At 71.5% G+C, this 16,936-nt stretch carries 17 protein-coding genes; 8 read left to right on the forward strand and 9 right to left on the reverse strand.

The features are described 5' to 3' along the window. The 6 genes from Q0L54_RS05690 to Q0L54_RS05715 form a co-directional block, all read right to left on the reverse strand. Nucleotides 1-698: MFS transporter (locus Q0L54_RS05690; RefSeq protein WP_296666139.1), on the reverse strand; the 698-nt coding region annotated here is incomplete at its 3' end. Beyond that, nucleotides 698-1,369 (reverse strand): metal-dependent transcriptional regulator, encoded by a 672-nt coding sequence (locus Q0L54_RS05695; protein WP_296666141.1) that lies wholly within the window; start codon nucleotides 1,367-1,369, stop codon nucleotides 698-700. The genes Q0L54_RS05690 and Q0L54_RS05695, both read right to left, overlap by 1 nt. 6 nt (nucleotides 1,370-1,375) lie before the next feature. Beyond that, the gene (locus Q0L54_RS05700; protein ID WP_296666143.1) at nucleotides 1,376-2,017 is read right to left on the reverse strand and encodes a copper resistance CopC family protein; all 642 of its coding nucleotides are present in this window, start codon (nucleotides 2,015-2,017) and stop codon (nucleotides 1,376-1,378) included. 106 nt (nucleotides 2,018-2,123) lie between these two features. Then, nucleotides 2,124-2,666: a DoxX family protein gene (locus Q0L54_RS05705; protein ID WP_296666145.1), complete on the reverse strand. Its 543-nt coding sequence runs from the start codon at nucleotides 2,664-2,666 to the stop codon at nucleotides 2,124-2,126. 171 nt (nucleotides 2,667-2,837) lie between these two features. After that, a complete protein-coding gene (locus Q0L54_RS05710) occupies nucleotides 2,838-3,440 on the reverse strand; it encodes a hypothetical protein (RefSeq protein ID WP_296666146.1) in 603 nt (200 codons plus the stop codon). A gap of 292 nt (nucleotides 3,441-3,732) precedes the next feature. After that, nucleotides 3,733-4,314 (reverse strand): TetR/AcrR family transcriptional regulator, encoded by a 582-nt coding sequence (locus tag Q0L54_RS05715; RefSeq protein WP_296666147.1) that lies wholly within the window; start codon nucleotides 4,312-4,314, stop codon nucleotides 3,733-3,735. A gap of 140 nt (nucleotides 4,315-4,454) precedes the next feature. On the opposite strand from Q0L54_RS05715, the gene Q0L54_RS05720 reads away from it, so the two are divergent. The 3 genes from Q0L54_RS05720 to Q0L54_RS05730 are packed head-to-tail and all read left to right on the forward strand — an operon-like array spanning nucleotide 4,455 to nucleotide 9,219. Next, entirely contained in the window at nucleotides 4,455-6,698 is a 2,244-nt protein-coding gene (locus tag Q0L54_RS05720; protein ID WP_296666148.1) for a glycoside hydrolase family 3 N-terminal domain-containing protein, read from the forward strand. Nucleotides 6,699-6,702: 4 nt separating this feature from the next. Continuing rightward, nucleotides 6,703-7,947: an MFS transporter gene (locus Q0L54_RS05725; protein WP_296666149.1), complete on the forward strand. Its 1,245-nt coding sequence runs from the start codon at nucleotides 6,703-6,705 to the stop codon at nucleotides 7,945-7,947. Nucleotides 7,948-7,956: 9 nt separating this feature from the next. Continuing rightward, entirely contained in the window at nucleotides 7,957-9,219 is a 1,263-nt protein-coding gene (locus tag Q0L54_RS05730) for an MFS transporter (RefSeq protein ID WP_296666151.1), read from the forward strand. A 10-nt stretch (nucleotides 9,220-9,229) separates the two neighbouring features. Here the strand turns inward: Q0L54_RS05730 and Q0L54_RS05735 are convergent, their stop codons facing one another. Beyond that, nucleotides 9,230-9,874, reverse strand: coding sequence for an MBL fold metallo-hydrolase (locus Q0L54_RS05735; RefSeq protein WP_296666153.1), 645 nt, complete (start codon nucleotides 9,872-9,874; stop codon nucleotides 9,230-9,232). A 163-nt stretch (nucleotides 9,875-10,037) separates the two neighbouring features. On the opposite strand from Q0L54_RS05735, the gene Q0L54_RS05740 reads away from it, so the two are divergent. The 5 genes from Q0L54_RS05740 to Q0L54_RS05760 are packed head-to-tail and all read left to right on the forward strand — an operon-like array spanning nucleotide 10,038 to nucleotide 13,675. Continuing rightward, entirely contained in the window at nucleotides 10,038-11,222 is a 1,185-nt protein-coding gene (locus Q0L54_RS05740) for an LLM class flavin-dependent oxidoreductase (RefSeq protein WP_296666155.1), read from the forward strand. Between the two features lie 8 nt (nucleotides 11,223-11,230). Then, nucleotides 11,231-11,737 (forward strand): MarR family winged helix-turn-helix transcriptional regulator, encoded by a 507-nt coding sequence (locus Q0L54_RS05745; protein WP_296666156.1) that lies wholly within the window; start codon nucleotides 11,231-11,233, stop codon nucleotides 11,735-11,737. Continuing rightward, on the forward strand, nucleotides 11,734-12,438 hold the full coding sequence (locus Q0L54_RS05750) for a CE1759 family FMN reductase (RefSeq protein WP_296666157.1): 705 nt from the start codon (nucleotides 11,734-11,736) through the stop codon (nucleotides 12,436-12,438). The genes Q0L54_RS05745 and Q0L54_RS05750 overlap by 4 nt, the downstream gene beginning before the upstream one ends. After that, entirely contained in the window at nucleotides 12,435-12,728 is a 294-nt protein-coding gene (locus tag Q0L54_RS05755) for a GNAT family N-acetyltransferase (RefSeq protein ID WP_296666158.1), read from the forward strand. The genes Q0L54_RS05750 and Q0L54_RS05755 overlap by 4 nt, the downstream gene beginning before the upstream one ends. Further along, nucleotides 12,725-13,675, forward strand: coding sequence for a pirin family protein (locus tag Q0L54_RS05760; RefSeq protein WP_296666159.1), 951 nt, complete (start codon nucleotides 12,725-12,727; stop codon nucleotides 13,673-13,675). The genes Q0L54_RS05755 and Q0L54_RS05760 overlap by 4 nt, the downstream gene beginning before the upstream one ends. A 2-nt stretch (nucleotides 13,676-13,677) precedes the next feature. Here Q0L54_RS05760 and Q0L54_RS05765 read toward each other — a convergent pair whose 3' ends face one another. Together Q0L54_RS05765 and Q0L54_RS05770 are read right to left on the reverse strand one after the other, a co-directional pair. Next, entirely contained in the window at nucleotides 13,678-15,027 is a 1,350-nt protein-coding gene (locus Q0L54_RS05765; RefSeq protein WP_296666161.1) for a glycoside hydrolase family 43 protein, read from the reverse strand. Then, the coding region (locus Q0L54_RS05770; RefSeq protein ID WP_296666162.1) for a family 43 glycosylhydrolase at nucleotides 15,024-16,936 on the reverse strand (1,913 nt) is incomplete at its 5' end. The genes Q0L54_RS05765 and Q0L54_RS05770, both read right to left, overlap by 4 nt.

Here is a 16,936-nt window from a genome sequence, read left to right on the forward strand (position 1 = left end):
ACGGTGAGGATCGCGGTCCACAGCAGGCGCCCGCGCAGCGCGGCCATCTCCGTGCGGAAACCCGTGCCCGCCGTGCCCGCGATGGAGGGCGCGAACGCCCACATCAGCACGAATCCCGCCGCGCCCACCACGGTCACCACGACGTAGGACAGCCGCCACCCGGCCTGCTCGGAGAGCCACTGCATGCCCGGCACCCCGATCACGGTGGCCGCGGTGAGGCCGTACATGATGGTGGCGATCACCTGGCCGCGCCGCTCCCGCCCCAGGGCGAGCACGCCCACATACGCGGCCGTGCCCAGCAGCGCGCCGTGGGGCAGCCCGGCGAAGAACCGGATCACCAGCAGCGATTCGACCGTAGGTGCGACCACCGTGAGCACGGAGGTGACCACGAAGACACCCGACATGACCAGCAGCAGCCGACGCCGGTTCCACGCCGCCAGGCCCACCATGATGACGGGCGCCCCGATGACCACGCCGAGCGCATAGGTGACGATCGTGTAGCCGATCATGTCGACGCTGGTGCCGAACGAGCGCACCTGGTCCTGGATGACGCCGGCGGCACCCTGCTGGGACAGCCCGATGGCGAAGCCCGCCACCACGAACCCGGCGAGCACCAGCCCGGGGTGCGGGGCGTGCGCCGTGCGCGGCAGGAGCCAGCGCGGAGTGCCGGCCTCGGAGGCCGGTGGCAGAGCGGTCATCAGTGGCCTTGCGTGACGAGCCACACCGCTGACGCGGTGGTGGGCGGGACGACGATGGAGGCCGCCTCGTCGGTCTCCACTCGGATCCCGCCGGCACTCTCGGGGCCGTGCACACGGATCGAGGCGTCCACGGTCAATCCTAGGGCCGCGAGATCCCGCAGCACGCCGGGGTCCGCGTCCGACAGCCGGGCGACGGCCCACTCCCCCGGCGCGGCATCGACCAGATTGGTGCCCTTGACCGCCTCGACCACGCCCGCCGCGCTGGGGATCGGGTCGCCGTGAGGATCGCGCGTGGGGTGACCGAGCAGCCGGTCGATCGCGTCGATCATGCGCGGCGAGCACGCGTGCTCGAGCACCTCGGCCTCGTCGTGCACCTCATCCCAGCCATACCCCAGCTGGGTGACCAGGAAGGTCTCGATGAGGCGGTGCCGGCGCACCATGTCGACGGCCGCGGCGCGCCCCCCCTCCGTCAGCGTGATCGCGCCGTACGGCTCGTGATGCAGCAGGCCGGCCGCCACCAGCTTGCGGACGTTCTCCGACACCGTGGGCGCGGACACGCCCAGACGCTCCGCGAGGTGCTTGGTGGTCACCGGCGCATCGGTCCATTCGGCCGCGTTCCAGACCACCTTGACGTAGTCCTGTGCGGTGGTGCTGAGAGCGTCGGGGTTCATGGTCGCCTAGTGCTGACCGGACGGCCCGTGAGATCGATCCCAGGGGCCGCGCCGCGCGGCGAGCGCGACCGCCGCCGCCGCGGCCACGAGGGCCCCTCCGCCCACGATCAAGCCCAGCGGGAACCCCCCGGCACCGTCCTCGCCCACGGCCCCTACGGGGCTCGGCGAGGGGGACGATGCGGTCGCCGAGGGCGTCGGAGAGGCGACGGGCGACGTGGTCGCGGAGGGAGCGGGGGTGGCGCTCACGGACGGCGTCGGGGGCGCCACCGGGGCGTACGTGAAGGTGACGATGCCCTCGATCGGGTGACCGTCCTCGGCGACCACCCGCCAGCGCAGCACGTTCTCACCGGGCTGCGCGGCGCCCCCGGGCACGGTCGCGGTGATCACCTCGGTCACGGGCTCCGCGACCTCCAGGGCGGTCGTGGTCCCGTCGGGCGCCTCGAGCACCAGCTCGTGCCCGAGCTCGAGCAGCTGCTCGGTGAACTCGAGCGAGACCTCCGGGAGCTCGGCCACGGTGTCACCCTCACCCGGGGTGGACGCCACCAGCTGCGTGTGCGCCGATGCGGGGGCCGCGAGGAGCACGCCCGCGAGCAGCGCGGCCGCCACCGCGGCGGCGGCTCGTCGGAGTCGGGTGGGGGCGAGGATCACGGCCCCAGTGTTCCACGAGGGCGCCTGGGCAGCCCCCCGCCCTACCGTGTCGGCGATGGGGGCGAGGCCTCGCGGCCCCGCCCCGCGCATCGTCCGGGTGCCGCGGCTAGACCAGCCAGCTGTCCTCGCCCACGAGGCGCCGCCACCACCGGCCCAGCCCGATCGACTGGTGCTCGAGTTCGACGAGTGCGATGGCGGGGATGGCGAGCGCCATGATGATGTGGTCGTCCAGGAACGGGTTCGTGGTGGGCCACAGGTGGGACGTGTACATCATGAGCAGCATGAGCGGCGCGGTCCACGCCGCCACCTTGGTGCCGATGCCGAGCATCAGCGCAAGGCCGATCCCGAGCAGCCCGATCATGAAGACCCAGTCCGTCCAGCGGTGCTCCGCGAGCCCCATGTAGAAGTCTGCGAATGGGCCCGTGGCGGAGCCCAGATAGCCCTCGGTCACGTGCCCGCCCGACAGCCACGCCCTTTCGCACATCACGGTCACGTCTCCGGTCTCCGCGTCCTTGCACGTGGAGAACCCCAGCCCGATGAGCTTGTCGAGGAACGGCCAGAAGAAGTAGAAGCCGAGCGCGATGCGGGTGATGCTCAGCAGCACCCAGCCGGCCCGGCTCCGGGTCGCGCCCGTCGCCATGGAATCCATCGTTGCCATCATTGCCTCCCCTGCAATGCGGACGACGGTGTCCCTGTGACGTCGACGCCCGTGCCCACGACGCTACTCCCGTCGGTACCGTCATCGCTGGAAATGCGCGCCTTCGCTGGAATGCGGAAACGGGGCCCCGCGGCGTGCGCGGGACCCCGTGAGAACGAGCGGCTAGACCAGCCAGCTGTTCTTCTTGACGATCGGAAGCGATCGCCACGACCGGCCGAGGCCGATGCTCTGCCGCTGCAGCTCCACGTAGACGATGCCCACCGACGCGAGTGCGTAGACGATGTGGTCGTCGATGATCGGGTTGTTGGTGTTGTCGAAGTGCGCGACGTACATCATGAGCAGCAGGCCCACCGCGGACCAGGCGCCCACCTTGGTGCCGATGCCGAGCATGAACGCGAAGCCCACGCCGGCGAGGGCGAGCATGAACACCCAGTCGAGCGGACGGAAGCTGCCGATGGCGAAGTCACCCCAGCCCTTGAACATCTCGCCGTAGACGCCGGCGGGCTCGCCGCCGAACTCGCCCGCGGCGGACTTGAGGTAGCCCTCGGTGACGTGGCCGCCCTGGAGCCATGCGCTGTCGCACATGAAGTCGACCGTCCCGGTCTCGGCGTCTCGGCACGTGGCGTATCCGAGACCCAGAAGCTTGTCGAAGAATGCCCAGAGGAACACGAAGCCGATGCTGATGCGCGTGAGGCTGAGGAACGCCCAGCCAAGGGAGCTGCCGGTCTTGACCGACCCCTCCGTGGTCATTGCCGTGTTTGCCATTGGTCTACTCCTTTGTAGCGGGCCTCTCGAGCCCTGGGCGCTGGGGATAGCGCCTACGTCGACGCTATTGCGACGCGTTCTCAAGAACTCGGGACCTCAGTCCCACCCGTGCCGTCCAACCCCCGCCCCGCCCCCGGCCCCGGCCATGGCCCTTCAGCTTTGACAGTGCGCACGGTTTCAGATCCGACACGCAGGTGATTCGGGCCGATGCGGGGGTTCAGACCGGCGTGCCGGTTCCAGGTCCGTGCGGAGTGTCGGATCATGCGGGTCCTGGGCGCTGGCATGGGCTCGGTCAGGCGAGCTGTGCCGCGACGTGCGCGTCGATCGCCGCCGCCATGTCGACCGCAGGGTCGAGCAGCCACTGCACCTGGAGGCCGTCCATCAGTGCGACGAGCTGCTGGGCCGCGAGCGCCGGGTCGATCTCGTCTCGCAGCCGCCCGGCCAGCGCGAGGTCGCGATATGCCCTCTCGACCGTCGCGCGCAGGCTCGCATACCGGCGCACGAAGAAGTCGTGGGCCGGGTGCGACGGTGTGGTCGCCTCCGCCGACAGGGTCGCGTACAGCTCGACGATGCCGCGCCGTGTCGCATTGATGCTTGCGGTGTCGACCAGGTGGCGCAGCAGCCGCTCACCACGCAGCCGGTGGAAATCGACCTCCACGCCGTCGCGGTCGTCGCGCCGCTCGAGCACCGCCATGAGCAGCGCGGCCTTGGTGGGGAAGTGATAGATCAGCGCGGGGTGGGTGAGCGTGCAACGCGCCGCGATATCGCGCAGTGACGCGGCCGCGTAGCCCGACTCGGCGAATGCGGCCATGGCGGTGGCGAGGATGAGCTCGCGTGTCTGCTCGCCGCGTCCGGACAGTTCCCGCTCGGCCATCGCCCATCCCTCCGTGTCGCTGTGTCGCTGAGTCGCTGTGTCGCCGTGATCGACTCCGACTCGCAACGTTTCGACTCTTGTCTTACCATGTGGTAGAAATCATCTCACACAACGCCCGCCGCAGCGCGAAAGGACCCCGCGTGACCTCGCCCGCCTACCTCGACCCGACCCTCCCCACCGCCTCCCGGGTGGCCGACCTCCTGGGCCGCATGACGCTGCCCGAGAAGGTGGGCCAGATGATGCAGATGCACACCTACGACGGTGTGCCGCACCTCATCGAGGAGCTCCAGGTGGGGTCGATCCTTCACGCGTCGCCGGAGCGGCTCGAACAGGCGCATGCGCTGGTCGAGCGGACCCGCCTGCGCATCCCCCTGCTCATCGGGGAGGACTGCATCCACGGCCACTCGTTCTTCAAGGGCGCCACCATCTTCCCCACCCAGCTGGGCATGGCGGCGACCTTCGACGCCGCGCTGGTGCGCCGCATCGGCCGCGCGACCGCGCTCGAGGTGTCCACCACCGGGATCCACTGGACCTTCTCCCCCGTGCTGTGCATCTCCCGCGACCTGCGGTGGGGCCGGGTCTCGGAGACGTTCGGCGAGGACCCATGGCTGATCGGCGAGCTCGCCTCCGCGATGATCGCCGGGTACCAGGGCGACGGGCTGGGCGATCGCACCTCGATCCTCGCCACCGCCAAGCACTTCGCCGCCTACTCCGAGACGCAGGGCGGCCGGGACGCCTCCGAGGCCGACGTGTCCCGACGCAAGCTCCGCTCGTGGTTCCTGCCCCCGTTCGAGCGGGTGGCCCGCGAGGGCTGCCGCACCTTCATGCTGGGGTACCAGGCGATCGACGGCGTGCCCATCACCGTCAACGAGTGGCTGCTCAACGACGTCCTGCGCGGCGAGTGGGGCTACACCGGCAAGCTCATCACCGACTGGGACAACGTGGGCAACCTGGTGCGCGAGCAGCGCCTGTTCCCCGACTACGCCCAGGCGGCGGCCGCCGCGGTCAACGCCGGCAACGACATGATCATGACCACGCCCGCCTTCTTTCGGGGCGCCCAGGACGCGGTCACCCAGGGACTCCTCGAGGAGTCGCGGATCGACGAGGCCGTGGCGCGCATCCTCACCCTCAAGGTCGAGATGGGGTTGTTCGAGGACCGCCGCGCGGCCGATGTCGACCGCCAGCACGAGGTGATCGCCTCGGCGCCGCACACTGCGCTCAACCTCGAGGCGGCCCGGCGCTCGCTGGTGCTGCTCGAGAACGACGGCACCCTCCCGCTCGGCCGCACCCGAGCACCGCGCCGGATCGCCGTGGTGGGCCCCAACGCGGACGATGCCGCGTGGACCCTGGGCGACTGGGCGGGCTCCTCCGGGCAGGCCGACTGGCTCATGGAGGGCCACCCGCGCGAGCAGATCACCACCGTCCTCGACGGCCTGCGCGCCGCTGCGCCCGCCGGCTGCGAGGTGGTGCACGCCCGCGGCGCGGAGATCATCACCACCGGCCCCGACCCCAAGGGCACGCACTTCTCCGACGGCCAGCCCCGCCCCCACATCGCGATGCCCGTGGAGCCGGACCCGGCGATGATCGCCGACGCCGTCGAGGCCGCGCGTGAGGCCGATGCGGTGGTCGCCGTGGTGGGCGACCGCATCGAGCTCGTGGGCGAGGGGAAGTCGACCGCCACCCTCGAACTGCTGGGCGGCCAGGTCGCGCTCATCGACGCGCTCGTCGCGACGGGCGTGCCCGTGGTGCTCGTGGTGCTGGCCTCGAAGCCGCACGTGCTGCCGCCGTCCGCGGATCGCGCGGCTGCCGTGATCTGGGCCGCGAATCCGGGCATGGAGGGCGGGATGGCCGTGGCGGAGCTCATCTTCGGTGCCATCGAGCCTGCCGGCCGTCTGCCGCTGTCCTGGCCCCGCCACGCGGGCCAGCAGCCGCTGTTCTACAACCAGATCGCGGCCCAGCACGGCTACCGCTACGCCGACCTCACTCAGCAGCCGCGCTGGGCGTTCGGGGAGGGCCTGTCGTACACCACGGTCGAGTACTCGAACCTCCGGCTGGCCGCAGACCAGCTCGGCCTCGAGGACTCCGTCGAGGCGACGGTGACGGTCACCAACACGGGCACCCGGCCCGCGCTCGAGACCGTCCAGGCGTACGTCCGCGACGTCCACACATCGGCCACCTGGGCGGACCGCGAGCTCAAGGCCGTCACTCAGGTGAACGTGAAGCCCGGAGCGTCCGTCGACGCCACCGTGCGCATCCCGGTCGCCGAGTGCAGCATCGTGACCGCCGCGGGCAGTCGGGTGGTCGAGCCGGGCGACTTCGAGGTGCTCGTGGGCCCGTCGTCGCGCCTCGACCAACTGCTGGTCGCGGAGCTGTCGATAGCGTGACCGCATGACGGACCGTCGCGTTCGCGCCCCGATCCCCAGCCACCTGCGGCGCGCTCGCGTGGGCGTATCGATGATCTTCTTCACCAACGGCATCGTGCTGGGCGGATTCGCGCCGCGCGTCCCGGAGATTCGCGACCAGCTGGGCGTCTCCTACGGCACCCTCGGCATCGGGATGGCGATGTGGTCCGTGGGTGCCCTCGCGCTCGGCCTGTTCGCGGCGGCCCTCATCCGTCGCTTCCGGTCGTCGCGCGTGGCGACCGTGACGATGGTCGCGTCGGCTGCCGCGATGCTCGCCGCGAGCCTGGCCCACAACGTGTGGGCGTTCGGCGCCGCACTGTTCGTGGTGGGCGTCACGGACTCGTGGGTCGATGTCGCCCAGAACGCGCACGGCCTGCGCGTGCAGCGCCTCTCCAAGCGCTCCATCCTCAACTCGTTCCACGCGCTGTGGTCGATCGGCGCCGTCACGGGCGGGCTCCTCGGCGGCCTCGCGGCAGGCCTCGGCGTCGCGGTGCCGTGGCAGTTCCTCCTCGGGCTGGTGCTGGTAGTGGCCGCCAACTCGATCGCGTACCCGATGCTGCTCGCGGGCCCCGAACCGCGGCACACCGGCGAGGAGGGCGCTGACGAGGCCGCCATGCCGCACCCGCAGCATCTGCCGCTGCGCCACGTGCCGTCGCGCACGTGGGCCGTGCTGGGCGCGCTGACGGCGATAGCGATCGCGGCCGGCTGGGCGGAGGACGCCGCGTCGACGTGGTCCGCGAGCTACATGCGCGACGAATTGCTCGCCGGCGCGACCCTCGCCGCCGGCGCGTTCGTCGCCATGCAGTGCTGCCAGTTCGTCGGGAGACTGCTCGGAGACGGGATGGTCGACCGCTGGGGGCAGCGCACCATCGCCCGGTGGGGCGGCGCCCTGGTCGCAGTCGGCATGGGGCTCGCGCTGGCCTTCCCGTCGCCGTGGGCCACGATCGCGGGATTCGGGGCGGCCGGTTTCGGAGTCGCGACCCTGATCCCGGGCGCGATGCACGCGGCGGACGAGCTGCCCGGGCTGCGGGCGGGCACGGGCCTCACCATCCTGTCGTGGCTGCTGCGCGTGGCGTTCCTCGCATCCCCGCCGGTGGTGGGCTGGATCGCCGACCAGACCAGCCTGCGCGTGGGGCTCCTCCTGGTGCCTGCGTTCGGCGTGCTCGTGATCCTCCTGGCGGGCGCGATGGCGACGCGGCGGACCCCCGACGTTCCCACCGCCCACCCGTAGGATCGACCGGTGACCGCTCCCACCCCGCGCGCTGCCGTCCCCGCGCGCCTGCGCCGCGCCCGCCTGGGCGTGACGCTGCTGTTCTTCACCAACGCCATCGCGTACGCGAATCTGGTCCCCCGCCTGCCGGAGATCCGGGTCGAGCTGGGGCTGAGCTACACGCAGTTCGGTCTGGCGATCGCGATGGCGCCCGTGGGCGCACTGGTGCTCGGCCTCATCGCCGGGCCGTTGATCCGTCGCTTCACCTCGGGCACCGTCGCGACCTGGGGCATGGTGGCGCTTGCGGGATCGGTGATGCTCGCCGGCATCGCGCCCAGCGGGCTGCTGTTCGCGGGCGCGCTGTTCCTCGCGGGCGCGCTCGACTCGATCGCGGACGTGGCCCAGAACTCGCACGGCCTGCGCGTGCAGCGGCACTACGGCAGGTCCATCCTCAACGCGATGCACGGCGTGTGGTCGATGGGCGCGGTGGTGGGCGGGCTGATGGGAGGCGCGGCCGCCGGCCTCGGCATCGACCTGCGCGCGCACCTCGCGGGAGTCGGGGTGATGGTCGCGGTGATCGTGCTCGCCGGCTATCGCCTGCTGCTGCCCGGGGCCGACTCGCGCGCCGATGTTGCCACCAGCGAGCAGAGTGCCCCGGCCGCCCCCGGCGACGCTCCCACGGGCGCAGCCACCCGTTCCCCCCGGCCGCGCTCCGTCTCGACGCGCACCTGGCTGGTGCTGCTCGCCCTCGGAGCCATCGGCACTGCCGGCACCTGGGTCGAGGACGCGGGCGCCACCTGGGCGGCGAGCTACCTCCGTGACGACCTGGGAACGGGAGCCACCATCGCGGCCCTCGGGTTTGTGGCGCTCCAGGGGATGCAGTTCATCGGCCGCATCACCGGCGACCGCATGGTCGACCGATTCGGACAGCGCGGGGTCGCACGGCTGGGCGCCGTCATCGGACTCGTGGGCATGGCGACGGCGCTGGCGCTCCCCACCGTCTGGGGCACCATCATCGGCTTCGGGTGCGCGGGCTTCGGCGTCGCGACGCTGATCCCCTCGGCGATGGCGGTCGCAGACGAGCTCCCGGGCTTCCGGCACGGCACCGCCCTCACCCTGATCGGCTGGCTCTACCGCGCGGGATTCCTGCTGTCGCCGCCCATCGTCGGCCTGATCGCGGACGCCTCGTCGATCCGCATCGGCCTGATGCTGATGCCCATCTCGGCCGTGATGGTGCTGCTCCTCGCGCGCGTGCTGGCCCCACGGGGCGCGGCGACGTCCGCCTCCCACTGAGCTCGGCCGCCTACAGCTCGACCGTCTCCCCCGCGTCGAGCTGCTCGAGCGCCACGTCGATCAGCCCCTCGGGGCTGAGGAACCTCCCGACGGAGCGCAGCCCTATCTCGGACAGCATCGCCTCGTGGATCTGAAGGAGCCGTGCCGGGGCGACGGCGCGCACCAGTTCCACGGCGTCGGCGACCTTGGTCCACGGACCGCTCACCGGCACCAGCAGCACCTCGACATCCGTCGGTGGCGGTGCATACGAGTCGCCCGGGTGGTAGACGCGGCCACCCACCAGGTAGCCCACGTTCGCGAACGTGGGCAGGTCGCGATGAATGACCGCGTGATCGCGCCCGAAGACGCGCACCTCAAGCGCCCCGGCCGTGAAGATATCGCCCTCCGCGACGGCGTGCACCTGCGCGTGGAAGTCCGGGCGCCAGGGCCCCACCACCGCCTCCGGGCCGATCACGCGCAGTCCGGGGCGCTCCTCGAGCGCCGCTCGCACCGCCTCCGCGTGCACGTGGTCGGGATGCTCGTGCGTGATGAGGATGGTCGCCGCGGCGTCGATCAGCTCGGCGGCGTTCGGCGTGAACACGCCCGGGTCGATCAACACCCGGTCGTCGCCGTCCGCGATCTCCACGCAGGAGTGGGCGTGCTTGGTGAGGCGCATGTGCGCTCCTTCCCTCCGTTTCCCAGCCAACCACGACGGCGGCCATGACGACGCGCGGAATAGATCGGCAGCGTTCGCGCTTTTAGATGCAAACGCATATAATTGGGCTAAGAGCAGCCGCACCGCGGCCCGTCGACGCCCACCGCCCGCCAGGAGGCACACCATGCAGTTCGGCATCATGTCCGTCTCGGACATCACCCGCGACCCGGTCAGCGGCGTCACGCCGTCCGAGGCGGAGCGCATCGACGCGATCGTCAAGATCGCGGTCCACGCCGAGGAGGTGGGCCTGGACGTGTTCGCGATCGGCGAGCACCACAACCCGCCGTTCGTCTCCTCCTCGCCCACCACCCTGCTCGCGCACATCGGCGCCCTCACCGAGCGCCTGGTCCTCACCACGTCGACCACGCTCGTCACCACCAACGATCCCGTGCGTCTCGCCGAGGAGTACGCGATGCTCCAGCACCTGGTGAAGGGCCGCATGGACCTCATGCTGGGCCGCGGCAACACCGCGCCGGTCTATCCGTGGTTCGGCCAGGACATCCGCCAGGGCCTGCCGCTCGCGCTCGAGAACTACAACCTGCTGCACCGGCTGTGGCGCGAGGACGTGGTCGACTGGGAGGGTCAGTTCCGGACCCCTCTGCAGGGCTTCACGTCCACCCCGCGCCCGCTGGACGACGTGCCGCCCTTCGTGTGGCACGGGTCGATCCGCACGCCGGAGATCGCGGAGCAGGCAGCGTATTACGGCAACGGGTACTTCGCGAACAACATCTTCTGGCCCAAGGAGCACTACCAGCGCCTCATCCGCTTCTACCGCCAGCGCTTCGAGCACTACGGCCATGGCACGCAGAAGCAGGCCATCGTGGGGCTCGGTGGCCAGGCCTTCCTCGCCAAGAACTCGCAGGACGCGCACGACCGCTTCCGCCCCTACTTCAACGAGGCGCCGGTGTACGGGCACGGCCCCACGATGGAGGACTTCGAGGAGATGACGCCGCTGAGCGTGGGCTCGCCGCAAGAGGTCATCGACAAGACCCTGACGTTCCGCGACGCGTTCGGGGACTACCAGCGCCAGCTGTTCCTTGTCGACCACGCGGGACTACCACTCAAGACCGTGCTCGAGCAGCTGGATCTGCTCGGCGAGCACGTGGTCCCGGTGCTGCGCGCTGAGCTCGCGGCCCGTCGCGACCCGGAGGCGGCCGAGGCCCCCACCCACGCCGCCCTGGTGACGGCGAAGTACGGCGACGCCGAGCCGCGTCAGCCGCGCCCCAACGCCAACCGCGGGGACAACGTGACCGGAGGCTCGCCGTACCAGGACTCGGAGACCGCCGTCGCCGCCTACCCGAGCCTGTGAGCGGCGCCATGACCACCGACACTTCTCCCGTCGCCTCGCCCGGCGCCTCGGTGGACGCGTCCTCTGGCGCGTCCTCTCGCGGCCGCACCCGCCTCGCGAACGACGCGTGGGAGGCGGCCCTGGGGGCGCACTCGGCGCTGATGCGCCGGTTCGCCGAGGAGGACGTGTGGCACGGCGTCTCGATGCGGGAGTACGACGTGCTCTACACGCTGTCGAAGTGCGACTCGCCCCAGCGCCTCTCCGAACTGGGCAGGCACGTGCTGCTGAGCCAGCCTGCGCTGTCCCGGCTGGTCGATCGCCTGGTCGAGCGCGGGCTGGTGGGACGATGCGTCGATCCGTCAGACGCGCGGGCCGCCCACCTCTCCCTCACCTCCGAGGGGCGCGACCTGCAGCGGCGCATCGGCCGGGCGCACGGCGCCGCGGTGGCCGCGGCCCTCACCACCGCCCTCTCCGACCAGGAGTTGGCGCTTCTCGAGACACTCTCCCGCAAGCTCGCGGACAAGGAGCCGACATGACCGACTTCCGCCTCGTGGTGGTGAGCGCCGGCGTCTCCGAGCCCTCCTCGACCCGCCTGCTCGCCGATCGAGCCACGCAACGGGTCAGTGCGCTCGCTCTCCAGCGCGGACACGCGGTCACCGTCACCACGGTCGACCTACGCGAGCTGCTGCCGGAGCTGCCGACCGCGATGTCCAACCAGCTGCTCGGCCCCAAGTTCACGAGGGCCGTCGACGCCCTGGTGGGCGCCGACGCACTCGTGGTCGCCACGCCCGTCTACAAGGCGGGCGCCTCCGGGCTCTTCACGTCCTTCTTCCAGGTGCTGGACAACGACCTGCTCATCGGCAAGCCGGTGATCCTTGCCGCGACCGCCGGCACCGCCCGGCACGCGCTCGTGGTCGATGAGGAGTTGCGGGCACTGTTCGCGTACCTGCGGACCCTGCCCGTGCCCACCAGTCTGTTCGCGGCGACCGAGGACTGGACGGACAAGGCGCTCGGGGCGCGCATCGACCGCGCCGCCAAGGAACTCGTGCTGCTCATGGAATCCGGCTTCGCCCGAGCCGTGAAGGACGAGTCCTGGGGCGCCTACCAGCACAGCTACGGATCAGCCGGCGGGACGGAGCTGGGGATCGAGCTCGACTCGGATCTGATGCGCCTCGCGACGGGCGGCTCGCTGCGCGACTCGGACGAGGACCCGTTCGACCCGCGGAGGCAGGTGTGACGGAATCGGTGACGCGGAACGACGCCGAGGGCCGCTACGAACTGCGCGTCGACGGCGAGCTGGCCGGGATCGCGGAGTTCACCATCGAGGACGATCTCGCCACCTTCACCCACACCGAGCTCGACGAGTCCTACCGGGGGCGCGGCCTCGCCGCGCTGCTCGCCGGCGACGCTCTGGCCGATGCCGTCGCCCAGAACCTGCGCATCGTCCCGCTATGCCCCTACATCGCGCGTTACCTCAGGTCCCACGACGTGCCCGGGGCCGTGGTGGAGCGGCCGCAGCGCGCATGACTTCGCACGGCGAGGCGCCGGGCCCCGTGGCGCTCAGGCTCGAGGCGCGCGACGTCCCCCTGGGCGGCCTGAGGGCCATGCAGGTGCGACGCGCGCTCCCCCATCGCGCGCTGCCCACCATCGGGGCCTGGTGCTTCCTCGACCGGTTCGGGCCTCAGCGCGCGACCATGCGCGTCGAGCCCCATCCCCACATCGGCCTCCAGACGGTCACGTGGCCCCTCGAGGGCGAGATCCGCCACCGCGACACCCTCGGATCCGACGTGGTGCTGCGGCCCGGGGAGCTGAACCTCATGACGGCGGGGGCCGGGATCGCGCACTCCGAATATTCGATGGGCGACTCACCCACGGAGCTCGACGCCCTCCAACTGTGGGTCGCGCTGCCCGACCACGCGCGCCACGTGGATCCCTCCTTCGAGACCCACCGGACGCTGCCCACCGTGGAGCTCGCGGGACGCGGCGGCGCGGGCACCGCCACGGTCATCCTCGGCACGCTCGCCGGCGTGACCTCTCCCGCGACCGCGCACACGCCGATCGTGGGCGCGCAGATCACGGTGCCCGCGGGTGCCACTCTGCCCCTGCCGCTCGAGCCCGCCTGGGAGCACGGGGTCCTCGTGGTCGACGGGACCGCGACCGTCGCCGACGCGTCGGGGGCGCTCGCCATGCCCGATGACGGCGGTGTGCTGTACCTGGGCACCGGTCGCGAATCCGTCGCGGTCGGGTCCCCGTCCGGCGCCACCGTGGTGGTGCTGGGAGGCGAACCTCTCGCCGAGCGGCTGGTGATGTGGTGGAACTTCGTGGCGCGGGATCACGATGAGATCGTGGCCGCGTGGCACGACTGGAACGGCCGCTCCGCGCGCTTCGGCGAGGTTCCTGGGCACGGCGGCGTGCGGATCCCCGCGCCGCCGATGCCCGACGTCAGGCTCACGCCCCGGAGCCGCCGGGTCTGACCTCACCCCACCACGACGCGCGCAGTGACCCGGATCGCCGTCGCGCTGAACGGTGTCTTGCCGGGCGCATCCCAGGCGGTCGAGCCATGGTCGCCCGCCCACGCATTCGGGTTCCCGCCGACCGTGCCGGTCAGGGTCCCGTTCACCCGCGTCTCGCCCGGCGACGCGGTGTCGATCGCGGCCAGGTCCCACGCGACCGGGAACCGCGCCGTGCCCCCGCCGTGCAGCACCGCCTCGGCCCGCTCGGGCAGCGCGGCAACCAGCTGCGCGAGCGTCGCTCCGGCGGACGCGCGGAACACCCCGAGATCGGCGTCTACCGCGGCCGCAGCATCGGCCCGGCGCAGCGCATCATGCTGGGAGCGCGTGAGCGGGACGACGCCGCCGTGCTTGGTGGCGGCCGGCAGCGAGAAGCGGGCGCTGTCGAGCGGTGCCCACGGCTCGGCCGCGTCGAGATCGGTCGCGACCAGGGGGCGATAACCCGCGTCCGGGATCACGTCCACGTACAGATACCAGCGGTCGACGCCATGCTCCTTGAACATCGTCGGGCCCTCGACGCCGTGGCCCGCCGCGTAGCCGTCGCCCAGGCGGTCCTGCACGGGCGTCCACGCCGCCTCGGGCCCCCACCAGCGCGTCGCGTCGGTGCGCTCCATGACGATGCCGCGGCGGCTCGCACCGTTGTCCTTGCTGACGCGGTAGGTGTACGGGGCGACCTGGATCATCGAGCAGTCGATGACGTGGTCCCCCGAGTCGATCAGGACGCCCCCGTAGACCCACGTCTCCTGTGTGAAGTCCGTGGTGGTCCCCCAGACGATGCGGTGGTGCCCGCCGCCGATTCCGGCGGAGAAGTAGACCACGAACCCACCCTCGCCGGCGCCGAAGAGGTCCCCGACGTAGATGGACTCGGGAGCCCACATCATGTCGAGGTCCGGGACGCCGGGCGCAGGGCCGCCGTCCGCGCCCAGGGCGACGTCGAACTGGCGCAGCGGGCTCCATGAGATCAGGTCCTGCGACCGCCACACGTTCATCCGCGTCGAGTAGCCGTCGGTCCACGCGGCCCAACCTGCCTCATCGCCTCCGAACACCCGGAGATCCGTCGCGAGCAGGAAGTACGTGCCCGTCCTCGGGTCGCGCGTCAGGTGGGGATCCCGCACGCCGGTGGTCGACAGGTGGGAGGCAAGCACCGGTTCGCCACCGTTGAGCCGGTCCCAGAGCTGGGGATCATCGCCCCGCGACAGAGTCAGATGCACCTTCTCGCGATAGCCCTCAGGGTCCTCGACGAAGTGCACCATGAGGTAGCCGTACGGCGTGTCGCCCGGGGATCCGGACGCCGGCGATCCCCCGCCCGCGCTCACGGCGCGGCCACCACCCGCACGGTCACCGAGACGTCCCGCAACTCGGGCAGCAGCTCCTCCTCGGTCTCCATGTCGAGCACCGGCATCCCGTCCACCGCGAAGTGCACCCGGCGCACGAACATGTCTCGACCCGTGAGCCCCTTGTGGTCCGTGCGCGCGTGGAAGACGTACAGCGGGCTGCCGTGCTCGTCCTCCGACCACATTCCGTGGCCGGTCCCCAGCTGCATCTCCCCGTTGTACGGCCCCGACTTCTGGATCGGGTGACCCAGCCGCGTCCAGGTCGCGGGATCCGTGAGATCCGCGGCCACGCCAGCGGGTGCCGTCGCCAGGCCGGTGGTGTACGTGTCGCCCACCGATGACCCCGAGTACAGCAGCAGCAGGCGCCCGTCGCGGCTCACCACGTTGGGCCCTTCCGCAATCACGTTGTCCCAGGCGTACAGCGGCGCGACGATGCGCACGGGCTCGCTCGTGAGCCGCGCGGGGTCCGCCGGGTCCATGGTGGCGATGAACACGGAACCCAGCATCTGCCAGGCGTAATAGTGAATCCCCGAGTCCTCGATATGGGTCATGTCGAGGGAGATGCCCTCGATGGGGTTGAGCGGCGAGCCGTCGGCTCGGAGCACGTGGCGCGGCGCGCTCCAGTGTCCGGGCACCGTGGGGTCCAGGTGGCGGCCGGCGGCGTCGCGGCGCAGCTGCATGATGCTGGCGCGGCCCGTCCACATGTCCGTGGGCTCGCCGTAGCTGGGCATCACGAGGATCGACAGCGTGCCGTCGATGAGGTGGATCTCCGGCGCCCAGAAGCATCCGGTCATCGGCCGCCCGTGGGCGTCGAGCGACCCATGGACCAGCAGGTCGACCTCCTCGACCCGCCCGGCCTCGAGCGCCTCGTCGGAGAGGTCCTCGATCCGCGCGGCCATGCGGATCGGCAGGCCCACGGGCTCTCCCGCGTTGCTCACGGGATCCATGTGCAGGTCCTTGGTGGCCACCATGAGGAATCGCGGCTCGCCGTCGAGCTCGAACGGGTACACGGACGGGTCCGCCCGCTCGTCCGCGAACGGTGTGGGGTAGACCGCCTGGATCACTCTTCCCGTGATGACGTGCTCGCCCGGTCGCGAGGTGTCGACCGTCGCGACGGCCGCCTCATCCCACGCGACCGGCAAGCCGCCGGTGGAACCGTCGCTGTAGGTCAGAACCAGGCGGCCCGGCAGATCTGCCGTGGACAGCGGCGCGCCCACCGTGACCTCCACGGGCGCCGGCGGGTTCGCGCCGGTGTTGACGATGGGGCCGAACCGCACTCGGAGCGCGCGCTCCACACCGGTCGGGATCGGTAGCACGCTACCCGCGGGATCGGTCCCGGCTTCGGCTGCGCCGACGCCCGCGACCAGGACGCCACCTGGCGTCACGGGCCCCACGGTCGAGGAGTCACCCAGGTCGGCGACCTCCGCATGCCGACGCTCGCCGCCGTCCGAGGTCCACGAGACCAGGTACGTGCCGCGATCGCCGTCGTACACCGCGGCGGGTGAGCGCACCCCGTCCGTCACGCCCAGGTCGAGCATGCCGAGCTCGCGGTAGCTGAGCAGGTCGCCCGACGCCACCACCAGGACGCTCGACATCTCGGTGCCGTCCGGCTCTCCCCCGCGGGCGACGCGCGTCGCCACCACCCCGAATCCGCCGTCGGCGAGGTGGAACAGGTGCGGGTCCACGAGCGACCTGAGGATCGCCTCGTCGGTGCCCCGGGGTCCCGGCTCCTCGGCGGCTCGCGCGAACAGGATGCCGTAGCCGTCGAAGAGCGGCTCGACGGCGCCGTCGCGCTCGAGGGACAGGTGCATGCTGAGCGCGACGTCCGCGTTGTTAGCCTCCTGCTCGGTGGTGGGCGCGCGATGGAACGCGCGCACGCGGCACCGCGAGT

This window comes from Demequina sp., assembly GCF_024642165.1.
In the GTDB taxonomy this organism is placed as follows: domain Bacteria; phylum Actinomycetota; class Actinomycetes; order Actinomycetales; family Demequinaceae; genus Demequina.

Excerpts from the sequence above, each read along its gene's own strand:
- Q0L54_RS05695 (WP_296666141.1), bottom strand. The coding sequence starts at position 1,369 with ATGAACCCCGACGCTCTCAGCACCACCGCACAGGACTACGTCAAGGTG.
- Q0L54_RS05705 (WP_296666145.1), bottom strand. The coding sequence starts at position 2,666 with ATGGATTCCATGGCGACGGGCGCGACCCGGAGCCGGGCCGGCTGGGTG.
- Q0L54_RS05710 (WP_296666146.1), bottom strand. The coding sequence starts at position 3,440 with ATGGCAAACACGGCAATGACCACGGAGGGGTCGGTCAAGACCGGCAGC.
- Q0L54_RS05715 (WP_296666147.1), bottom strand. The coding sequence starts at position 4,314 with ATGGCCGAGCGGGAACTGTCCGGACGCGGCGAGCAGACACGCGAGCTC.
- Q0L54_RS05725 (WP_296666149.1), top strand. The coding sequence starts at position 6,703 with ATGACGGACCGTCGCGTTCGCGCCCCGATCCCCAGCCACCTGCGGCGC.
- Q0L54_RS05735 (WP_296666153.1), bottom strand. The coding sequence starts at position 9,874 with ATGCGCCTCACCAAGCACGCCCACTCCTGCGTGGAGATCGCGGACGGC.
- Q0L54_RS05740 (WP_296666155.1), top strand. The coding sequence starts at position 10,038 with ATGCAGTTCGGCATCATGTCCGTCTCGGACATCACCCGCGACCCGGTC.
- Q0L54_RS05745 (WP_296666156.1), top strand. The coding sequence starts at position 11,231 with ATGACCACCGACACTTCTCCCGTCGCCTCGCCCGGCGCCTCGGTGGAC.
- Q0L54_RS05750 (WP_296666157.1), top strand. The coding sequence starts at position 11,734 with ATGACCGACTTCCGCCTCGTGGTGGTGAGCGCCGGCGTCTCCGAGCCC.
- Q0L54_RS05760 (WP_296666159.1), top strand. The coding sequence starts at position 12,725 with ATGACTTCGCACGGCGAGGCGCCGGGCCCCGTGGCGCTCAGGCTCGAG.